Source organism: Candidatus Gillettellia adelgis, assembly GCA_020541285.1.
GTDB lineage: Bacteria > Pseudomonadota > Gammaproteobacteria > Enterobacterales > Enterobacteriaceae > Gillettellia > Gillettellia adelgis.
In genome coordinates this window covers 179,325-197,779 of the sequence record CP047043.1, presented here as the reverse complement: position 1 = coordinate 197,779, position 18,455 = coordinate 179,325, and the positions used below count along the sequence as shown (strand labels likewise).

At 35.2% G+C, this 18,455-nt stretch carries 7 protein-coding genes; 4 read left to right on the top strand and 3 right to left on the bottom strand.

All coding sequences use genetic code 11. From position 1 onward, the window contains the following. Positions 1-1,532: 1,532 nt before the first annotated feature. The 4 genes from rmuC (at position 1,533) to proY (ending at position 9,283) form a co-directional block, all read left to right on the top strand. Positions 1,533-3,074 carry a DNA recombination protein RmuC gene (gene rmuC, locus GIY03_RS00390; RefSeq protein WP_457913756.1) on the top strand — a complete coding sequence of 514 codons (1,542 nt, stop codon included), beginning with the start codon at positions 1,533-1,535 and terminating at the stop codon, positions 3,072-3,074. 1,827 nt (positions 3,075-4,901) lie between these two features. After that, a complete protein-coding gene (locus tag GIY03_RS00385; protein WP_457913755.1) occupies positions 4,902-5,060 on the top strand; it encodes a hypothetical protein in 159 nt (52 codons plus the stop codon). A 1,437-nt stretch (positions 5,061-6,497) separates the two neighbouring features. Beyond that, the gene (gene brnQ, locus GIY03_RS00380) at positions 6,498-7,814 is read left to right on the top strand and encodes a branched-chain amino acid transport system II carrier protein (protein ID WP_457913754.1); all 1,317 of its coding nucleotides are present in this window, start codon (positions 6,498-6,500) and stop codon (positions 7,812-7,814) included. Between the two features lie 71 nt (positions 7,815-7,885). Then, complete coding sequence (gene proY / locus GIY03_RS00375) at positions 7,886-9,283, top strand: proline-specific permease ProY (RefSeq protein ID WP_457913753.1); 1,398 nt, start codon at positions 7,886-7,888, stop codon at positions 9,281-9,283. 1,121 nt (positions 9,284-10,404) lie between these two features. On the opposite strand, the gene plsB is transcribed toward proY, so the two are convergent. From plsB to phrB, 3 genes are all read right to left on the bottom strand, one after another. Continuing rightward, complete coding sequence (plsB, locus tag GIY03_RS00370; RefSeq protein WP_457913752.1) at positions 10,405-12,840, bottom strand: glycerol-3-phosphate 1-O-acyltransferase PlsB; 2,436 nt, start codon at positions 12,838-12,840, stop codon at positions 10,405-10,407. Between the two features lie 1,377 nt (positions 12,841-14,217). Further along, the gene (locus tag GIY03_RS00365) at positions 14,218-14,961 is read right to left on the bottom strand and encodes a type 2 GTP cyclohydrolase I (RefSeq protein ID WP_457913751.1); all 744 of its coding nucleotides are present in this window, start codon (positions 14,959-14,961) and stop codon (positions 14,218-14,220) included. 1,161 nt (positions 14,962-16,122) lie between these two features. Beyond that, entirely contained in the window at positions 16,123-17,571 is a 1,449-nt protein-coding gene (gene phrB, locus GIY03_RS00360) for a deoxyribodipyrimidine photo-lyase (protein ID WP_457913998.1), read from the bottom strand. Positions 17,572-18,455: the final 884 nt, after the last annotated feature.

Here is an 18,455-nt window from a genome sequence, read left to right as displayed (position 1 = left end):
TAGTACGGCAAAATCACTCTTACAATGATCTTATAGATATAAAATTCTATCATACGCTGTCAAGTTTTATTAGCTAGCCGTTTTAGCACATCAAAATCCTTGTGACGTTTACTAGTAAAACCAAAGGTAATTGTAAGAATAATATTCTTTAACTCATTGATTAAACACTGAATTAATGCTATAATTGATCTTTATGCACTTTATGAGTATCAAGGATTCATGACAATAAATAATCTATTAGATAAGAATTTTTTGTCTCATGTGAGGGTTTATAACTTATTTTATACAATACTAGAACGTCTACACTTAAACATTTAAACTACATTCGTCTATAATGGTTCGTTTGAACCTAGCTGCTTACTAGTGTATAGCGCCTAGAAATCTGTTATGTTTCCTGAAATCGAAACTAGATTCGTAATCTAACCCATTAACTTGCAGTTATATACTATAACCTTTGTGCATAAGTAATAATCTTATGCAACCGCGATGCACTGCATGCTTTAAAATATACCTAGAAGAACAGAGTATATTTTTCGGAACACCTGAAATATAACATAGCAATAATTATTACTAATTTTCTTATACACTATGTTAGTCGTTTTACTATTACACAAAACTAAAAACATAGGAAAGAGTGCACATAGCCTTCTTTACTAATGTCTGCATACTTTGATGATTTCTATGAAACCAGTACATCTGCTATTCCAGATGAACTAACCTTATATGTTATGAGATTAGTAGAACTGTGAGGTTTTATCGTTTGAGTCCTGCTCTTTAATTTCTCTGTAACAATTGTTGCATTATATCGCATAAGTTAATTCTTCCATGTCTTTGACACATACCACAAATAAAGAAAATAGAGTTATTGTTTCTTTTACCCCAATGCAATATTTTATAAAATTTTATAAATAGTGATGTTATTTACAAATGCTATTTCTGAACTCTGATGATCGCATAAAACACGATATTACCCGAGTACTCATTAAGATACGGATATATAGAGAACCAAGAAAAGTCAATCGGCTTCAACACATGCCAGACACTCGCTTTAAGCGGCGACCAGAACGAGTTTATACAATCATAATTTTTTCTTTTACGCTATCTTCTTCTTTAGAAATGTTAGCTATGTTACCTGCTAAACAGTGCATTTTGATTGCATAGCCGTACAATAACGCTTGTTCACAAGATAATCAAAAGTTTTTAATGATTAAAGTTATCAACCCTGAATAACGCGAGTTACAAAATATTAAAAAGATAAAATAGATTAGTTACTAAATGATTTTTTAAAAATAGCCTGTGTGAATAACAAGAGAAATTGTAGAAAGAAGGTTTATTAAACCCTGAAAAATTTACACATTCAATGATTACGACTAGTATAAAATTTGATATATGCACAATTTATAGCCTGAAGATTATACTTTGTTACTATGCACCTTGTTTGCAAGTAAAATACCGGGCATCTATCTAGTACTTCTAAACATTATAGAAAGTGATATATCGAACCCAACATGTAAGATTACATAGGAGACGCAGTGTATAACAGTCTGATTTATGAGATCATTGGGATAGTGTTGTTATTATTTCTTGGGTGGCTAATCGCTAGCTTACGAGCACAAAAAGCTAATGCTAGGTATGAACTTGAGATGCGTTTACTAGCGCAAACGTTACAACGTGCGCAAGAAACAGCTATTTCGCGTCAGGAAACATTACGGCATCACGAGGAAAAAATATATCAGAACGAGATGGAGCTTCATAATTTGCATGATCAACTATCTACTGCACGAGAAAAACTGCAACAACTTAATCATTGGCGTAACGCATATAAGTCGATCAATCAAGAACTACAGGCTCAGCGTGAAATTAACAGCGCTCAAAAAGGTGAACTGCAAGCAGTTTCTATTCAATTAGAAGAAACCCGCATGGCTTCAGAAGAAAAACAACGTCTTCTGATTACCAGCGAACAGCGTCTGACTACGCAGTTTGAAAACCTGGCTAATCGGATTTTCGAATATAGCGGGCGCAAGGTAGATGAACAAAATAAAAAAAGCCTAGACCAACTGCTATTACCATTACGTGAACAACTGGACGGTTTTCGCCGACAAGTGCAAGACAGTTTTAGTCAGGAAGCACGTGAACGGCATACGTTGACACATGAAATACATAATTTACAACAGTTAAATGCCAAAATGGCACTTGAAGCCATTAACCTTACAAAGGCATTAAAGGGAAGCAATAAAACTCAGGGTAATTGGGGTGAAGTAGTACTAAATCGTATTCTAGAATCTTCCGGTTTGCGCGAAGGACATGAATATCATACCCAAGTTAATATACTCTTAGACCACCAGAACCGAATGCAACCAGATATAATCATCCACTTACCTCAAGGTAAGGATGTGGTGATTGATGCAAAGGTATCCTTAATTGCTTATGAGCGTTATTTTAACAGTGACGATGAAACGCAGCGCGAAACTTTACTCAATGAGCATATCCTATCATTACGTAGTCACATCCGCCTATTAGGAAAAAAAGATTATCAGCAGTTACCCGGTTTGCGATCACTAGATTATGTGCTACTGTTTATCCCTCTTGAACCAGCATTTCTGCTGGCACTGAATCATGATCCTGAGCTAATTAATGAAGCTCTTAAAAATAATATTATTTTGGTAAGTCCAACAACACTGCTAGTAGCTCTGCGTATAACTACTAATCTATGGCGCTATGAACATCAGAGTCAGAACTCTAAAAATATCGCAGATCGAGCAGCCAAACTATATGACAAGATGCGTCTATTTGTCGATGACATATCTGCACTAGGGAAAAACCTAGAAAAAGCTCACGATAGCTATCAGCAAGCAATAAATAAATTAAGTAGTGGTCGTGGTAATTTAATTAGTCAAACAGAAGCTTTCCGAAAACTAGGGATTGCAGTCAAACGGCCAATTAATCCATCACTAGCGCAGAAAGCCTGTACCAAACAAGATGCAGCCACGGTGACGTCCAATGATCAAGATAAAAGTCTTCTGTCAAAAGAAAATTTTCTCAATACAGAAGAAAACATTTTTTCGCACAATTAATACACGCTACCAAGCACAACATTCCATAGGTTTCTGATGTTCTTAATGGGATAATATTACTCAACTACAGAAAGAACGTAGGAGCATAATTACAGAAAGCTATTAATTTTTGGTTTTTCATGGTCTCTAAAAAACATACCATGTTAGCGAATTTTTTCATTTGGTAGAAAAATATAACCTAATAAATTATCTAATGTTATTTAGAATCCAGAGTATCTGCAAAGCGTTTTTATTATTAACTATAGCAGCATATATCGTGGACAGAAGATGCGTAGTCTGGCCGGTAGTACCGCGGTGACTTAGGTTTCTAGAATACTCAGTTGCTATTGTTAATAGAATTCTACGACATTATCTGTTCTATTGATCTTCTGTCAAAATTGGCAAGCTAATAGTGTGAGACCCGAATAGCTATAATTATCTAGTCTAGTCGACTTGTAAGTATCCTGACCAAGATGCTTTAATAAGCATGTCAGTAAATTATAATTGACAATGTTATTTATTTTAACTGCACTATAATAGTATTGGTGCAGTTAAATTTTTAATATGAATATATTAGCACTATTTATGCTTCTATTAATTCACATCTTACAAGGTGTCTGAAACCATTAAACTCTTTCATAAGTATAGTACGCAAGCCGATAGGCAGGATTTTGTTGGCAAAGTACTACAAATCGAGTGAGACAAACTAACGTGTCTTGTAGCTCGCTATTTAGCGAGCATGATCTAGGCGTAGGTGTCAATATTACGATAACACTGATTAAAATGCTTTATATAACCGGATCTCAGTGTTACTAAAGCTATATAACTTTAAATACTATTTAGATTAATATGTTATGATGTATTGATAGTAGTAGGCAATACGCAGATTATACAATAATTTATTGCACTACTCAAGCTGATTGAGTAAAATCTACCCAATGAATAACACTCTGTTTTGGCGATATTACAGCTGAGGCTATTACAAAAATATTCAACAAAGGAGTTAGTTTTTTAAAACTAGTGTACATTGATAGCAATATGAAATAGCAGCGACATGAGTGACAGAGTGGCGTTTAGCGTTTATCCCACTAAAAGTAGCATCAGTTATCAAAGATAACTGCTGTCATTATCTATAGTATACAAGACACTAAGCGCTCGAATAAACCAGGTAGAAAGGAAGACTCTAACCCTATATAATTATGCTGCCTATATTCGATAACCCGCATTGCTGAGTTATAGTCTAGATACATTATGACCTAACCAGATCATACCCTTACGTTTTATCTGTTGATTACTATTCTATAATAAATAATAAAAAAAATCAAAATCAATCAACAGACAAGCGTTTTTACGTTTAGCCTTGCAAGGATGGATCGGGCTAACGTATGGACTAATTTTGTTATATACTATCAACCTGCTGATTTGTTACCTCTACATATTGCTCATTACTTAATACTACTACAGGATCAAGCAACCGCTTTGATCGCGCTCAGGCATGCAAGTGTATCGAACAAGCTATTAATAGTTAACTAGATAACTGGTTATACAACCTTAACCCAACAACACTAACATCTGCCTCCAATGCACGAGTACGTAACACCTACATAAACTACTGACAAGGAAGTAATGCTAAAAATAATACAACAAATATTAAGATAGTGATCATTCTGATATTTTCCTAATTGTATCGCTTAACTTATTGAATGTTAGTATTTATGCCAAATAGCTACTATATTTTGGTAAATCAAAGAGTTAGCAAGACAGAAAAGACTTTATTGAATGCATTAAACCTACTGCGTGAATCAGCTAGCGTCATTCAGCGGCATCGTAATTTTATAACTAACCACTATGCTATATATACTTACTACTATGCTAATTACTACTATAAAACATGCTAATAATGGAACGATTTATGGCATTCCAATTGCTGATATTAAACTCCTCATAAAGCAAGGCACTAATATGAGTGTACTAGAGATACGTAGCGTGCAAGTATTTTGGACTTAAGTATTCCATGATACATTTTCCTTTCGAAGATACATCCGGTAATATTTGGTTGATTATAAACACCTAAAAATTCTTTATATATTAGTATTAATTATAGTACTTTAATGCACTCTACAAAGACGATAGACTTTATCTTATGGAAACATTATCACTTCTTCAATCAAGATTATCGTAAGGTAGTCGCATTATAAGTTGACTCAGACTGTGTTATAATTGATACTAATGTAAAGGATTTTGAGTGTGCTACTCACGGTGTGTACAACAATTTTTAATAAAATCATTAGCGAATCTTTTAGTCTAAAAGATGCTATTAACACTGTTTTAATACAGTCAGCCACTTTGATATAAAAATAAAGTCATAATGAATGTTATTACAAAAACCCTTATAATATGTTAAAAGTTTAGGCAGACAACTCTATCCATAGTGAAATTTGTACACACCGAAACACCTTTCTTTGAGCATGCTCCATATCATTCGGTCAAAATGCCCGCTGTAATACCCGTTCTAGAAGAACAAGCGTTGTTGAGGTATAGGAAATTCCTGAATTATCCAAACTATTTCCTATAGTGTATAACACCACACCTTTTTACAAACCCCCTAGATCAACTTGCTAATCAGCTATAAGTGTATTAATGTTAATAGGGAAAAATCATAACATTTTTTGGCATTGGCTGGCGCTACGTTATTAATAATAAATACACTATCACAAGAACATGTTGCAAGTTACTCTATTAGATCATCACTGCGAATATGATATGATGAGTAAGTTAGGTAATAGCGAACCCCTAGATTGTTTTGTACCTAGATAGATTGCGTGGATTGAAAATCTTACATATTATACGTAATTAACCTATTTATACGTAATTAATCTATTAAATATCTAAGAAAGAGAAAAATAACATTAATATTTATACCTGTAATAAATTATTCGATTGACTCTTATAATATCAGAAAGATATACTAAACTAACTTACACTTGTTTACTGCAGCGTCTAAAATAATCGAATATATATCTTTCAAGATAGTATGAATACTATGATTATTCCTTAAATTGCTAGATTTAGCATCTGCTTTATATTTATTACACTGCACATCATAAAAAAGATCTCGACAGGGTAAGGATTCTTTACCAAGATACAAAGTAATTCCGCTCTATCATCACTTAAATTTTACAGATAAGTTTTATATATTCTAACATGCTACTTGTAAGTAGCTGAGATACACGAAATAAAATTAACGTACATCATAATAAAAATAGAAAATTCTGAAATTTTATTCATCACACTTCGCAACTCTTATACAGTAAAGACGCAATACTGAAGTTACATGTTATTTATTATTTACTATAGTGATACAACAGAAAACTGCTAAATTTATTAGCAGTTTGTTACTAAACTAATAAGCATCTTTCATTTAAACAGGCAATATCACTGATCATGACTCATCATTTAACGTTAAAAGATATTGTGGCATTAGGTTTTATGACCTTTGCTTTATTCGTTGGCGCTGGGAATATTATATTCCCACCAATAGTTGGTTTGCAATCTGGCGAACATGTCTGGATTTCTGCGTTAGGTTTCCTAATTACAGGTGTAGGTCTACCGATTATCACCGTGATTGCACTAGCGCGTGTTGGAGGTAGCATGGAAGCGTTGAGTGAACCAATTGGTCAGACGGCGGGCTTACTATTAGCAACCTGCTGTTATCTAACAGTCGGTCCATTATTTGCCATCCCACGTACAGCTGCTGTGTCTTTTGATATAGGTATTGCCCCGATTATTAGTCATAGTAATGCCTCCTTATTCATTTATAACTTAATGTATTTTATAGTGGTGATAGCTATTTCCTTATATCCAGGTCGCTTAATTGATATTATTGGTCATGTATTAGCACCATTAAAAATTTTAGCCCTTGGAATTCTTGGTATTGCAGCACTCTTTTGGCCGGCAGGTTTGCCCATCCCCGCGACACATGCGTACCAGACAATGGCGTTTTCCCGTGGTTTTATTAATGGTTATTTAACCATGGATACCTTGGGTGCTCTTGTTTTTAGCATTGTTATCGTCAACGCCGCACGTTCTAGGGGTGTGAAAGATGCGACCTTGCTAATGCGTTATACTATCTTAGCCGGACTCATAGCCTGTATAGGCTTAACGCTAGTGTACCTAAGCTTATTTAATCTAGGGGCGGGTAGTGGAGTTCTAATGCCTGAAGCTAAAAATGGCACTGTCATTCTATATGCTTACGTGCAAAATACTTTCGGCAGATTAGGTAGTGCATTTTTAGCAGCTTTAATCTTGATTTCTTGTATAGTAACTGCTGTGGGATTAATATGTGCCTGCGCTGAGTTTTTCGCTCAATACTTACCGTTCTCTTATAAAACGCTGGTATTTATTTTAGGGTTATTATCGATGATCCTTTCTAATCTTGGACTGAGTCATCTGATTCAGATTTCTATACCAGTATTAACAGCAATGTACCCACCTTGTATTGTGTTAGTGCTATTAAGCTTCACTGTACGCTGGTGGCAAGACGCAGGACGTACTATCGCGTTAGTAATGTTGACCAGCTTATTGTTTGGTATCATTGATGGCATGAAAGCCTTTGCGATTCATGACTGTTTTCCAAATTGGATGAATCACTTACCACTAACTGAGCAGGGGCTAGCGTGGTTACCGCCTTCTATATTAATGCTAATGTTGATCACTCTTTATGATCAACTATGTGTATACAACAGAGTGAGTATGCGCTAATAATATGAAAGCTTATTAAGTAATAATGCATTTCTACGTGCTTTTATATTTTTAATAATTATGGCCTATTTATGCAACAACAGTCGTCCCTCCTTATTTCTATGAAAAATAAACTGAATCCCGATCTTAGTGCGAAGCATATTCGTTTTATTGCCATAGGTTCAGCTATCGGAACTGGATTGTTCTACGGATCAGCAGACGCTATAAAAACCGCCGGTCCTAGTGTATTACTTGCTTATGTAATCGGTGGTATTGTGGCTTTTATCATTCTCCGCGCACTTGGCGAGTTGTTGGTGAACAACCCCCACGCTAGTTCATTTGCGCATCATGCGCACGACTATCTCGGATCGATGGCAGGCTATATTACTGGTTGGACGTACTGTTTGGAAATCTTGATAGTTTCTGTTGCCGATGTGACAGCTTTTGGGATTTATATGGGTTTCTGGTTTCCTGACATGCCACAATGGATTTGGGTCTTCGGTGTTGTTCTGATAGTCGGAGCTACCAACTTAATGAGTGTGAAAGTATTTGGTGAGCTGGAACTATGGTTTTCGTTTTTTAAGATTTCTGCTATCATGATCATGATTATTGCTGGTATTGGCATGATTGTTTGGGGTCTTGGAAAGAACGGGCAACCAACAGGAATTCATAATCTGTGGTCTAATAATGGATTCTTCGGCAATGGTGTCATAGGAATGATCTTATCACTACAATTAGTGATGTTTTCCTACGGTGGCATTGAAATAATCGGTATTACCGCTAGTGAAACTCAAAATCCTAAACAATCAATCCCGAAAGCCATAAACTCAATGCCATGGCGTATTCTAGTATTCTATATTGGCACTTTATTGGTTATCATGTCCATTTATCCCTGGAATCAAGTGGGCACCAATGGTAGTCCATTTGTATCGACTCTACAAAATATGGGAATTACTATATCTGCAAGTATTTTGAATATTATATTATTAATTGCATCACTATCAGCTATTAATAGTGATGTATTTGGTGTTAGTCGTATGCTATATAGCCTGGCTGAACATGGTCATGCACCAAAGATATGTAATAAAATCTCTAAGTGGGGAATCCCATGGGTACCATTGCTAATGATGATGTTGATGCTGTTTCTAGCTGTATATCTTAACTATGTTATACCAAAACATGTCTTCTTGACGATCTCTGCTCTAGCGACTTTTGCGACTGTTTGGGTGTGGATTATGATTTTATGTTCACAGATTGCTTTTCGTTGTAGCCTCAGCAAAACTCAAGAAAATAATCTAGCCTTCCCACTATGGGGTGGGATATTTACCTCAACAGTTGCAATTCTTTTTCTATTTTTTATCATCGGCCTCATTGGATACCAACCAACCTCTCGCACCTCTTTATACGCCGGTATTATTTGGATGATCATACTATTATTAGGTTATTATTGTAAAACACACTATCAAAAGAAATCGGCAATGCAGGAGTAATGACTGTGATATAAAATACAGTGATTAACTAATATTATTTTCTCTATGCAGTTGCATTATAGGTTATTTATTTTGATTTTATATAACATGCACCCTTTGATACACCAAGAAAATTTTATAAAATCACGGATCTCTACTATATTAGTAGATATAATTCTCACTAATTTGCCACAGCGTTTGTCACCTACCTTAGGCACTCGCGTTCTTTCGGAAGCCTTGTAAAAACTCTATATGACATTAATATTCCAGAAGTTCTCTGCTCGGTTTATGATGTTCTCTAAAATAATCTTTTAGAACCTACAGTATTGTTTAATAGTTATCGTAATCTTAGTTACCTTGGTTAATAGAGAGCCTTCTTCATAACTCTCAGATCACTCATAGTTCTTCTTACACAGTTAGATTAATTGCATAAAATTACATTCTCTAGCTTAGTGACGAGAAGATAAAATTTTAATACTAAAGAAGAACAATCTAACACTCACTTATCTATATAAGTGGTTATAGAACTCTGCATTACTAATTTAAAAATTCACAGCTTTAAAATATATATTATTTTGCACATATATTAGCAATAGCAATATATTGCGTATGCATCAAAGCTTGTCATTAATTTATTGAAGAAATATTAATCTCGCTTGATCTGTGAATATACAATAAAATATATGCACTATTTAAACGCCATAAAATTTTTAGCATTATTTAGGCTGTTCTTAAAAGTACGTTAAATATTACACTTGTACTGAACAACTAATTGTATTACTTTGACCCATACTTACTAACCGCGCAGTGACTGCTATATATACTAAATATGTTCTAGTAAGATAGATTAAATCACTTGTATATTTTATCTTTAAAGCACAATAAGAAAAACTATCTTTAACCTTACCATTTCATACATCAGTGATTTATGTAATAACTAGTAATTAAACTGCATGAGTTTGTTACTTGTAAAACTACTTCATGAATCGTATCACTATATCAGAACGTTATTTATTTTAACGTTTATTCAGAACTAAATGCTTTAATTATTAAATTAATTCTCAAAAACAAAGATCAATATAATCTAATTCAGACAATTCGTTGTCGTATACCATGACACCTTTCATTTCTGCAATAGCTGATTAATCTCGCATATTGATTGCTACTAACATACTAATATTTTCAATAGTTAACTTAATTTCCGGAGTCATCAAATCATTTAGTATAGCATATATCTCAAAAGTATGTTCACACATGACATTACCAAAATCGTTGATATAGCCTTCTTCGCGCAGCGTTGCTATAAGGGTAACAAAAACTGCTTTATCAAAAAATTCCGGCGCGTTAATGCCTTGTAACATTGAAAAATGCTGTGCTATAATACGACTTGTTTTTTCTAGCGCACCGCGGTTAATGCTTGGTTTAGCACTCAAGACTGACATAGTAATGGCGTAACGTTGCAGGATTTCATGTACACTAGCAGCTAGCAACTGTAATGAAAGACTACGCACTGGATTCAGTATAAGATCTTTATCCTTAGCACAAATTAATTGTTGACGAATCATTTCCTTAATTAACAGCTGCAGTTCATCTAATAACTTTTCTTTTTTATAATGCAGGAACAATTCCGCTCTTAACAAGGGATACAGTAGATCAATTTGCCGCAACAGCTCTTTGCGTAATATTTTACGGTGATGCATTAAGATAGTGGCAATCAATGAAGGCAATGCTAACAGGTGATGAATATTATTGCGGTAATAGGTCATCAGAACCGCCTGCGCACGTGGAAGGATGATAATATCGTCAACATTGTTCTGCTCTACTTTAAATTTATTCATGCTCAATGCATGATTTAATAACTCATCTGGTGTCTGAGTGGGTAACACTACATCCTGTGCATAAGGTACATTCCGCATTAATTGTAAGTAGCACTTAAGTTGTTCAAGTAATTGCTGACGAGTTAGTGCATGTTGGCGGGAGGCTAGTAACGCAGTAGAGCATAGATTTACAGCATTAACTACGGCGGCATTATTAATGCGTACCATAATTTTTTCTGCGATATTATTAACTGTTAATGCTAACCAACTGGGGCGTTGAGCTTCAATCGATCCAATTGATTGACGCCACTGTGGTACATGTAAATTTAGATAAGCTGTTAATGGCAACGGATGTCCAAAATTCACATAACCCTGACCAAGATTACGTAATTTACGTAAACCACGCAACATCTGCAATAGACCTTCTTTTTCCTTAATAGCACCGCGCAACTCTTTAGCATAAGTGCCGACTTCTATAACGTGCTCATAACCAATATAAATTGGCACAAGAGTAATAGGTCGACTGCCACCACGTAGCATCGCTTGAATCGTCATAGATAGCGTTCCAGTCTTAGGTTCTAATAAGCGTCCAGTACGAGAGCGACCGCCTTCTACAAAGTATTCCACCGAGTAACCACGAGTGAATAACTCGCTGAGATATTCACGAAATACCATCGAGTAGAGTTTGTTACCCTTAAAGGTACGGCGAATAAAAAAAGCGCCTAGTCGACGAAAGATTGGTCCAGCTGGCCAAAAATTAAGATTGATTCCAGCCGCTATGTGAGGAGGTACTAATCCCTGGTGATACAATACATAAGACAATAATAAATAGTCCATATGACTACGGTGACATGGTACGTAAACAAGGCCGTGACCATCTTGTGCTAACTTTCGTACACGCTCAGCATTTGTAACATTAATGCCTTGATACAGTCTATTCCAAGTCCAACGTAATACACGGTCGGAAAGACGTAAAATATCGTAGGAAAAATTAGCAGCAATCTCTTTCATGAATGCAACTGCATGCCTCTTAGCTTCATTAAGAGAAATTTTCTTACTGTGAGCTTCATCTGCAATCGCTTTTTCAATCGCTTTAGAAACCAAGAGCTTCTTAAATAAATCCTGACGTGCTGGCAGACTAGGGCCGACGGCCGCTAGATGCTGACGTGAAAAATGTATGCGCGCTACACGTGCGAGCTTCTGTGCGATAAATTTATCTGCACCGTATTGAGAAGCTACGAGACGCAGAGAAACAATATTAGAAAAACAAACGCAGCTGTCACGACCTAGCCATAGCACAGAGAATAATTTTTGTATGCTATCTAAAAAGCGTACGTGTGGATTACATTGGCCTTCACGCCTAGGTGAGCGACCAAACATTACTGAAACTAGAAGAACCTGAACATTTAAGTATGGATGACTATAGTGCAAGTTCAAGTAATCACGGAAGAGTTTAACTGACTCGGTTTCCAGTGTGTAATAACGATATAGACGAGAATTATCATGAATAAAGACATAGCTCGGCAGCACTGAACTACCAATTTTAAATGGATCAAAAGGATTAGGCAAATTTTTCGCTAGACATTGAGTACTGAGCGTCAGTAAATCTATTTTAGAATTGTAAGGCAAAACATATAAAATAGGACGTGAAGGGTCTAAACCCAATTCCCTGACCGGATCTGATGGAATGACCGTACTTCTTACTAAAAATCTAAATTGTAAATCTAATAACTTATAATAAATTTTACGCCAACCTGACATAACTACGTGAAGCCTCTTTTAGCAATACACCACTAGCATCCCAGAAACCGAATAGCAGATCTGTGGTCTTGTAAAACAAGAGTCAACATCACTTAGCTAGTCTAGGTTAGTTTGACGCTACCAAAGTCGCTCAACCCTCTTATTAAAGATTTACCTATTATATCGCAATAAATCAGTCATGCTCTAAGAGAATGGAATAGCCATCTAGCGACTGCTTTTATCTTAATGAAAGACAGTGGGTATTTTAAATCTAATCCTGTTTTATAAAACCAGTCATATTCACCTAAGGAAGATGCCACTACTTAAAATCCCTATTAAAATAACAAGATAGAAAATATGTCATTCTATACCACTATGTTCGTAACTATTGAACAGTAAAACTCTAACATAATTTTTAGGCTTCGCGTCTTTAATAAGACTGTTACAGAGCTATATAAGACATACTATTTCTAGTAGTCAGATAAAATGCAACAATAAAAACCCTAAGATGTCGTAAAATTATAAAATAGACGCACTACTTTACTAATAATTTTAAATAACCGAAAAGATCTTTATACTCTATAGATAAAAAGGTATGAACGTACTGCTACCTTATATGATTAAGTAGTTATTCCACAATAATTTTAGCTATGTAAATATTTTCTAGTATAGCATATGAATATCGATTTACAATGCAAATACACTGTTAATAAAACCTACAAAAACTACAATACTAGAACGACTACACTCAGCCTTGTACTGCGTGTAATATTTACACACACAAAAACAATGGGTATATAATGATATCCATAACGGAGAAAAGCTAAAATAATAAACATGCGACAATATACTTATCTATAGAGTAGCGCAGATGATACACTTGAAAATATCACTAGCATAGTAATGCTAGAATAGAATTTACTACACAATAAATATCGTTATTGATAATACATCATCCGCCAAATCACGCAAGACGCAAATATATTTATCTTATCGAAGATGATAGGAAAAGTAATAGCATAACAAATGAATGGGAACTAATTTGAATAGCAATGTTATTAGCGCGATACGATGTTGCACATCAGTGCATCTATTCATGGATATTTAATCACGCATATTGGTCGGTAAGCGCAGTCAATAGAACACGTATTACAGATGTAACATGCAGTATCAACGATATATAATTGTTATATTTAAAGTGCGGTTAAATCACTCAAGACAAACAAAACAATTAAAAAAGACATCCACTCTGTATCTTGAATTAATAATATATATACAAGCAGTTAACACAAAAGTAACCACATTAACTTACATGGTTCATTGTAGTATATCGTCCCAATGTTTAGTCTCTCGAACCACGCGTAATAATACTAATATAAACAATAAACACATCAGAAATTATGCCGGATTTTCAATATCAATAAAAGTTACATTAAAACCATGCTGCTTTACCAACCATGCACTTAGTGCTTTAATGCCACCACATTCTGTAGCGTGGTGACCAGCAGCAAAAAAATGTACCCCCATCTCCCTTGCGATATGAATAGTCTGCTCTGATACTTCACCACTAATAAAGGCATCGATCCCAAAACGTGCTGCACTTTCAAAAAAACCTTGACCGCTACCTGTACACCAAGCTACACGACGGATATGCGTTACTGTATTATTACCATAATGTAATACGCTATGCTTTAAACAATTTTCAATGCGATCTTGTAATAGCATGCTATTTAACGGAGGATTAAGCTCTCCGTATGCAACAAAAGGTTCTACAGTACCAATTACTTGGATACCTAGAGATTGTGCGAGTTGTGCATTATTACCTAGTACTGGATGCGCATCCAGTGGAAGATGGTAACTATATAGATTAATATCATTGCTTAGCAACGTTTTCAGCCGATTACGTTTTATAGAACATACTAAAGATGTTTCATTTTTCCAAAAATAACCATGGTGTACAATGATTGCATCGACCTGTCGTTCTACTGCTACATCTAACAACGCTTGGCAAGCGGTAACCCCGGTAACAATAACGTTTACATGCCGGCGTCCTTCCACTTGTAGTCCATTAGGACTATAATCCTGAAACGCAATAGTATTTAGCTCTTTGTTAATCAACTGTTCTAAATCAAGATTATTCATAATCCTCGCTTATTATATCAGACCTCTAATACTTACTAAACACTAGCTATGGTAGTATTCCACTATTACATACTTAATCTCAATAATCTAGCAAATAGTTTTTCTTATACGTTTAGTCTTACTCCGTCTTGGTAACAACGGAGGCTGTTTGCATTATCATATCCGGTAGTAAAAGAGATATAATTATTTTTAATGCAGGGAAGCATCTAATCTATCGTGAATTCCTACTTTATGGTGCGTTTTAGATATTTTATACATTCGTTGTCTTGGCAGTATGATCTGCATCATTTTATGATTTTATAATATCATTATAGCATCATACTGGTGAGAATTCTGAAAAGATATACGCAAGTGCATTCAGTATTTATAAGAAGAAAATCAATTAGTTAGCTGATTGTTCTTAGTCAAAAATTTCACTTTATCGCATATCACGTCCACGATGAAGTTGCTTTATGCAGAGCGACACAACTGGCAAAAGGTCCACTTTCTAACTATTAGAGGTATCCTTAAATGATTGCATGGCATGGCTAGTAATAAGATTAATGAGGGTAGACATCGCGAAGTACATAGAATAATACAACACAAGTATGGCGCCATTCACAGAGAGGCTCAACATATAACAAGAAAACTATGCATAATATTATCGTACCAGAGATTTAGTTTTATTATGTATTTTCGAACTAACAGTTGAAAATGTTTAATGTTAGTGTATGCATAGCATGCATATTTGCACTGATTAAAAAATACTTATTAAGTGTATATATGCATGCCAGGATTTTGTAGTACGTTGAATATCTTATGCTACGACCATCTTAGCTGTCAGCTAATACTCTTAACGATAACTACTGCAACGCATACTACAAGATAAGCATCTATAAGATCATGTACTACGCTTTATTTTTCTCAACTATAATACAATTAAATTAAATACGGTTGATATAGCGAACCTAATAATCGATTAAAGCGGATACCCTGACTTCTAAGACGTACTATCTACTCTGAATACATGTAATGTTAGTCGAAGAATTAGTTTTAAGATAATCTCACTAATCTCAATAATCAACATAAACTCTAAATCATTACCTTGCATTTATAGATATGAAGTTCTATTAATTTACTCCAAAAATACGTGTGGTCTGACTGATTGTTGCTACTTAGTCGTTAATGCTCTTTTTTATTTTCTTCTGATCCTGCGGATTTCGCCGCTTTAAAGACTGCGATCGTTTGCCGACGAGACTCTTGATGATCCACTATTGGCAATGGATAATCTAATACAAGATTGTGCTTTTTCGCCCAATCATGCGGTTGATGAATAGCATGATTCGGTACATTTGCTAGTTCAGGCAACCATTTTCGAGTAAAAATACCGTATGGGTCAAATTTTTTACCTTGGTTGATCGGGTTAAACATACGGAAATAAGGAACAGCATCAGTGCCGGTAGAAGCCGCCCATTGCCAGCCGCCATTATTAGATGCAAAATCACCATCCAGCAGCTTCGACATAAAATAACGTTCACCGGCACGCCAGTCAATTAGTAGGTCCTTTACTAAAAAATTAGCAGTGATCATCCGCAACCTATTGTGCATCCAAGCAGTACTGTTAAGTTGACGCATGGCCGAATCTACAATTGGATAACCTGTTTTTCCTTCTTTCCAGGCTTGAAATAAGTATGCATTATTCCGCCAGCATATCTTATTTGTCCAAGCGATAAAAGGTTGCCGTTTACACAGCATCGGATACGCTATGATCAGGTTTCGATAAAATTCACGCCAAATTAACTCGTTTAGCCAACTAAATGGACCGCTATCGCACTCTTTTAATACCCCTGGATGTTCAGCGCGCAGATAATTAAAGCATTGGCGAGGTGATAATGTGCCAATTGCCAGATATGGCGACAAGCTACTAGTTCCTGTAATAGCGGGTAGATCGCGCAGGATTAAATAATCTTGCGCTTTTCCCCGACAAAATATCCGTAACCGCTGTAATGCCGCCTGCTCACCAATAGGGAAATCAGCAGGTAGGTTCCGCGTTATACTCTCATATGCTTCAGAGCTATCACACATTAAAAGTGAATTACCACGTTGTTTAGGTGCAGGATAACAAGACACATTAGATATTGTTAATCGACGAATAAAAGCATTACGGAATGGCGTATAAACTTTATATGTTTTGCCGCTGCTAGTGTTCACACTTCCTGGTGGCAATAATAAACTGTCATCAAAATGCTGGCAGCGGACACAACCAGAGAGACGTTGTTCTACTTGTTCATCGCGTCTCCGTTCATTTAGTTCGTACTGTCGATTATAAAATAAGACCGCTACCTCCTGCCTTATACAATAATGTATTATCCAGTCAACAGAATCGGCAAAGTTATCACACTCATGGTAATACAGAGGTATTCCTTTTTGTGCTAATTCCCGTTTTAACTGCTGCAAACTAGCGTAAATAAATTCTTCCTGGCATGGAGCCATATCATGCTCATGCCATTGTTTTGGAGTAGCGATAAATACTACTAATACTCTAGCATTAATCGCGAGACAAGCGGCATGCAGTGCATGATTATCGATCATACGAAGATCATTGCGCAACCAAACTAAGTGCGTGATAATTTGTATAGTTCCTTGTAAGGAAATTTGTAATAAAACTCTACGACTTAGAGTAAAAGTTTAATAATATTAATTTACTAAATAACTATTTTGAGTATTTCACTGTATTTTTTCAGATAGGACACACATAACTAGAAACCACGCCATATTTTCATATAGTTCGATCAATCATACTAATTGATGTGGTTAAAGGCATTTGATTAACAACGAGATGCCAAACAGGAATCCTTAGATTAAGGTGATGTGGCTACAGGTTTATGTGGCAGTATTACCAGTAAGTTACAACGATATTCACATAAATAGATTATCAATAAACTGCATTTACTAATGCTCATAACGTATCAGCTGACCTGATCAGCTTTGATTTGTAAATACCATAGAAGTAATAGATTCCGTCATCTATCAACAGCAACTAAAATATCATAGGTCATCTCTTTTAGGTATGATGTTTAAGTTAAATAATATATATATTATATGAAAATTATCCGCAATAGATATAATATATCTATTTATCATTTTCTAGACAAACTAAAATCTTTAATGCAGCAGGTTGGTGCTATAAAACCTCGTGTTATCTTTATCCAGTATCTTTACTGTATAAAGATAGCTTTATCATAGTTATACTACATTGCCAATGAATATTTTAGCATAAACAACACAAAAATAACTAGTGCAATGTTACCACGTATTACCTATGAGTTTTCTTTATATTATTGGTCAAAGAAATATCAACATTATTCGTATGTCATCTTGTTGATTAAAGCAACTCATTACATGGATGAACGATTAAACAGCGCTGTGCTAGACCCAAAGTGGTTGTCTAAGCGAATAAGATCAGAACACAAAAGCTAGGACTAACTGTTTTTTACAGGCGAGCTATTTTACGT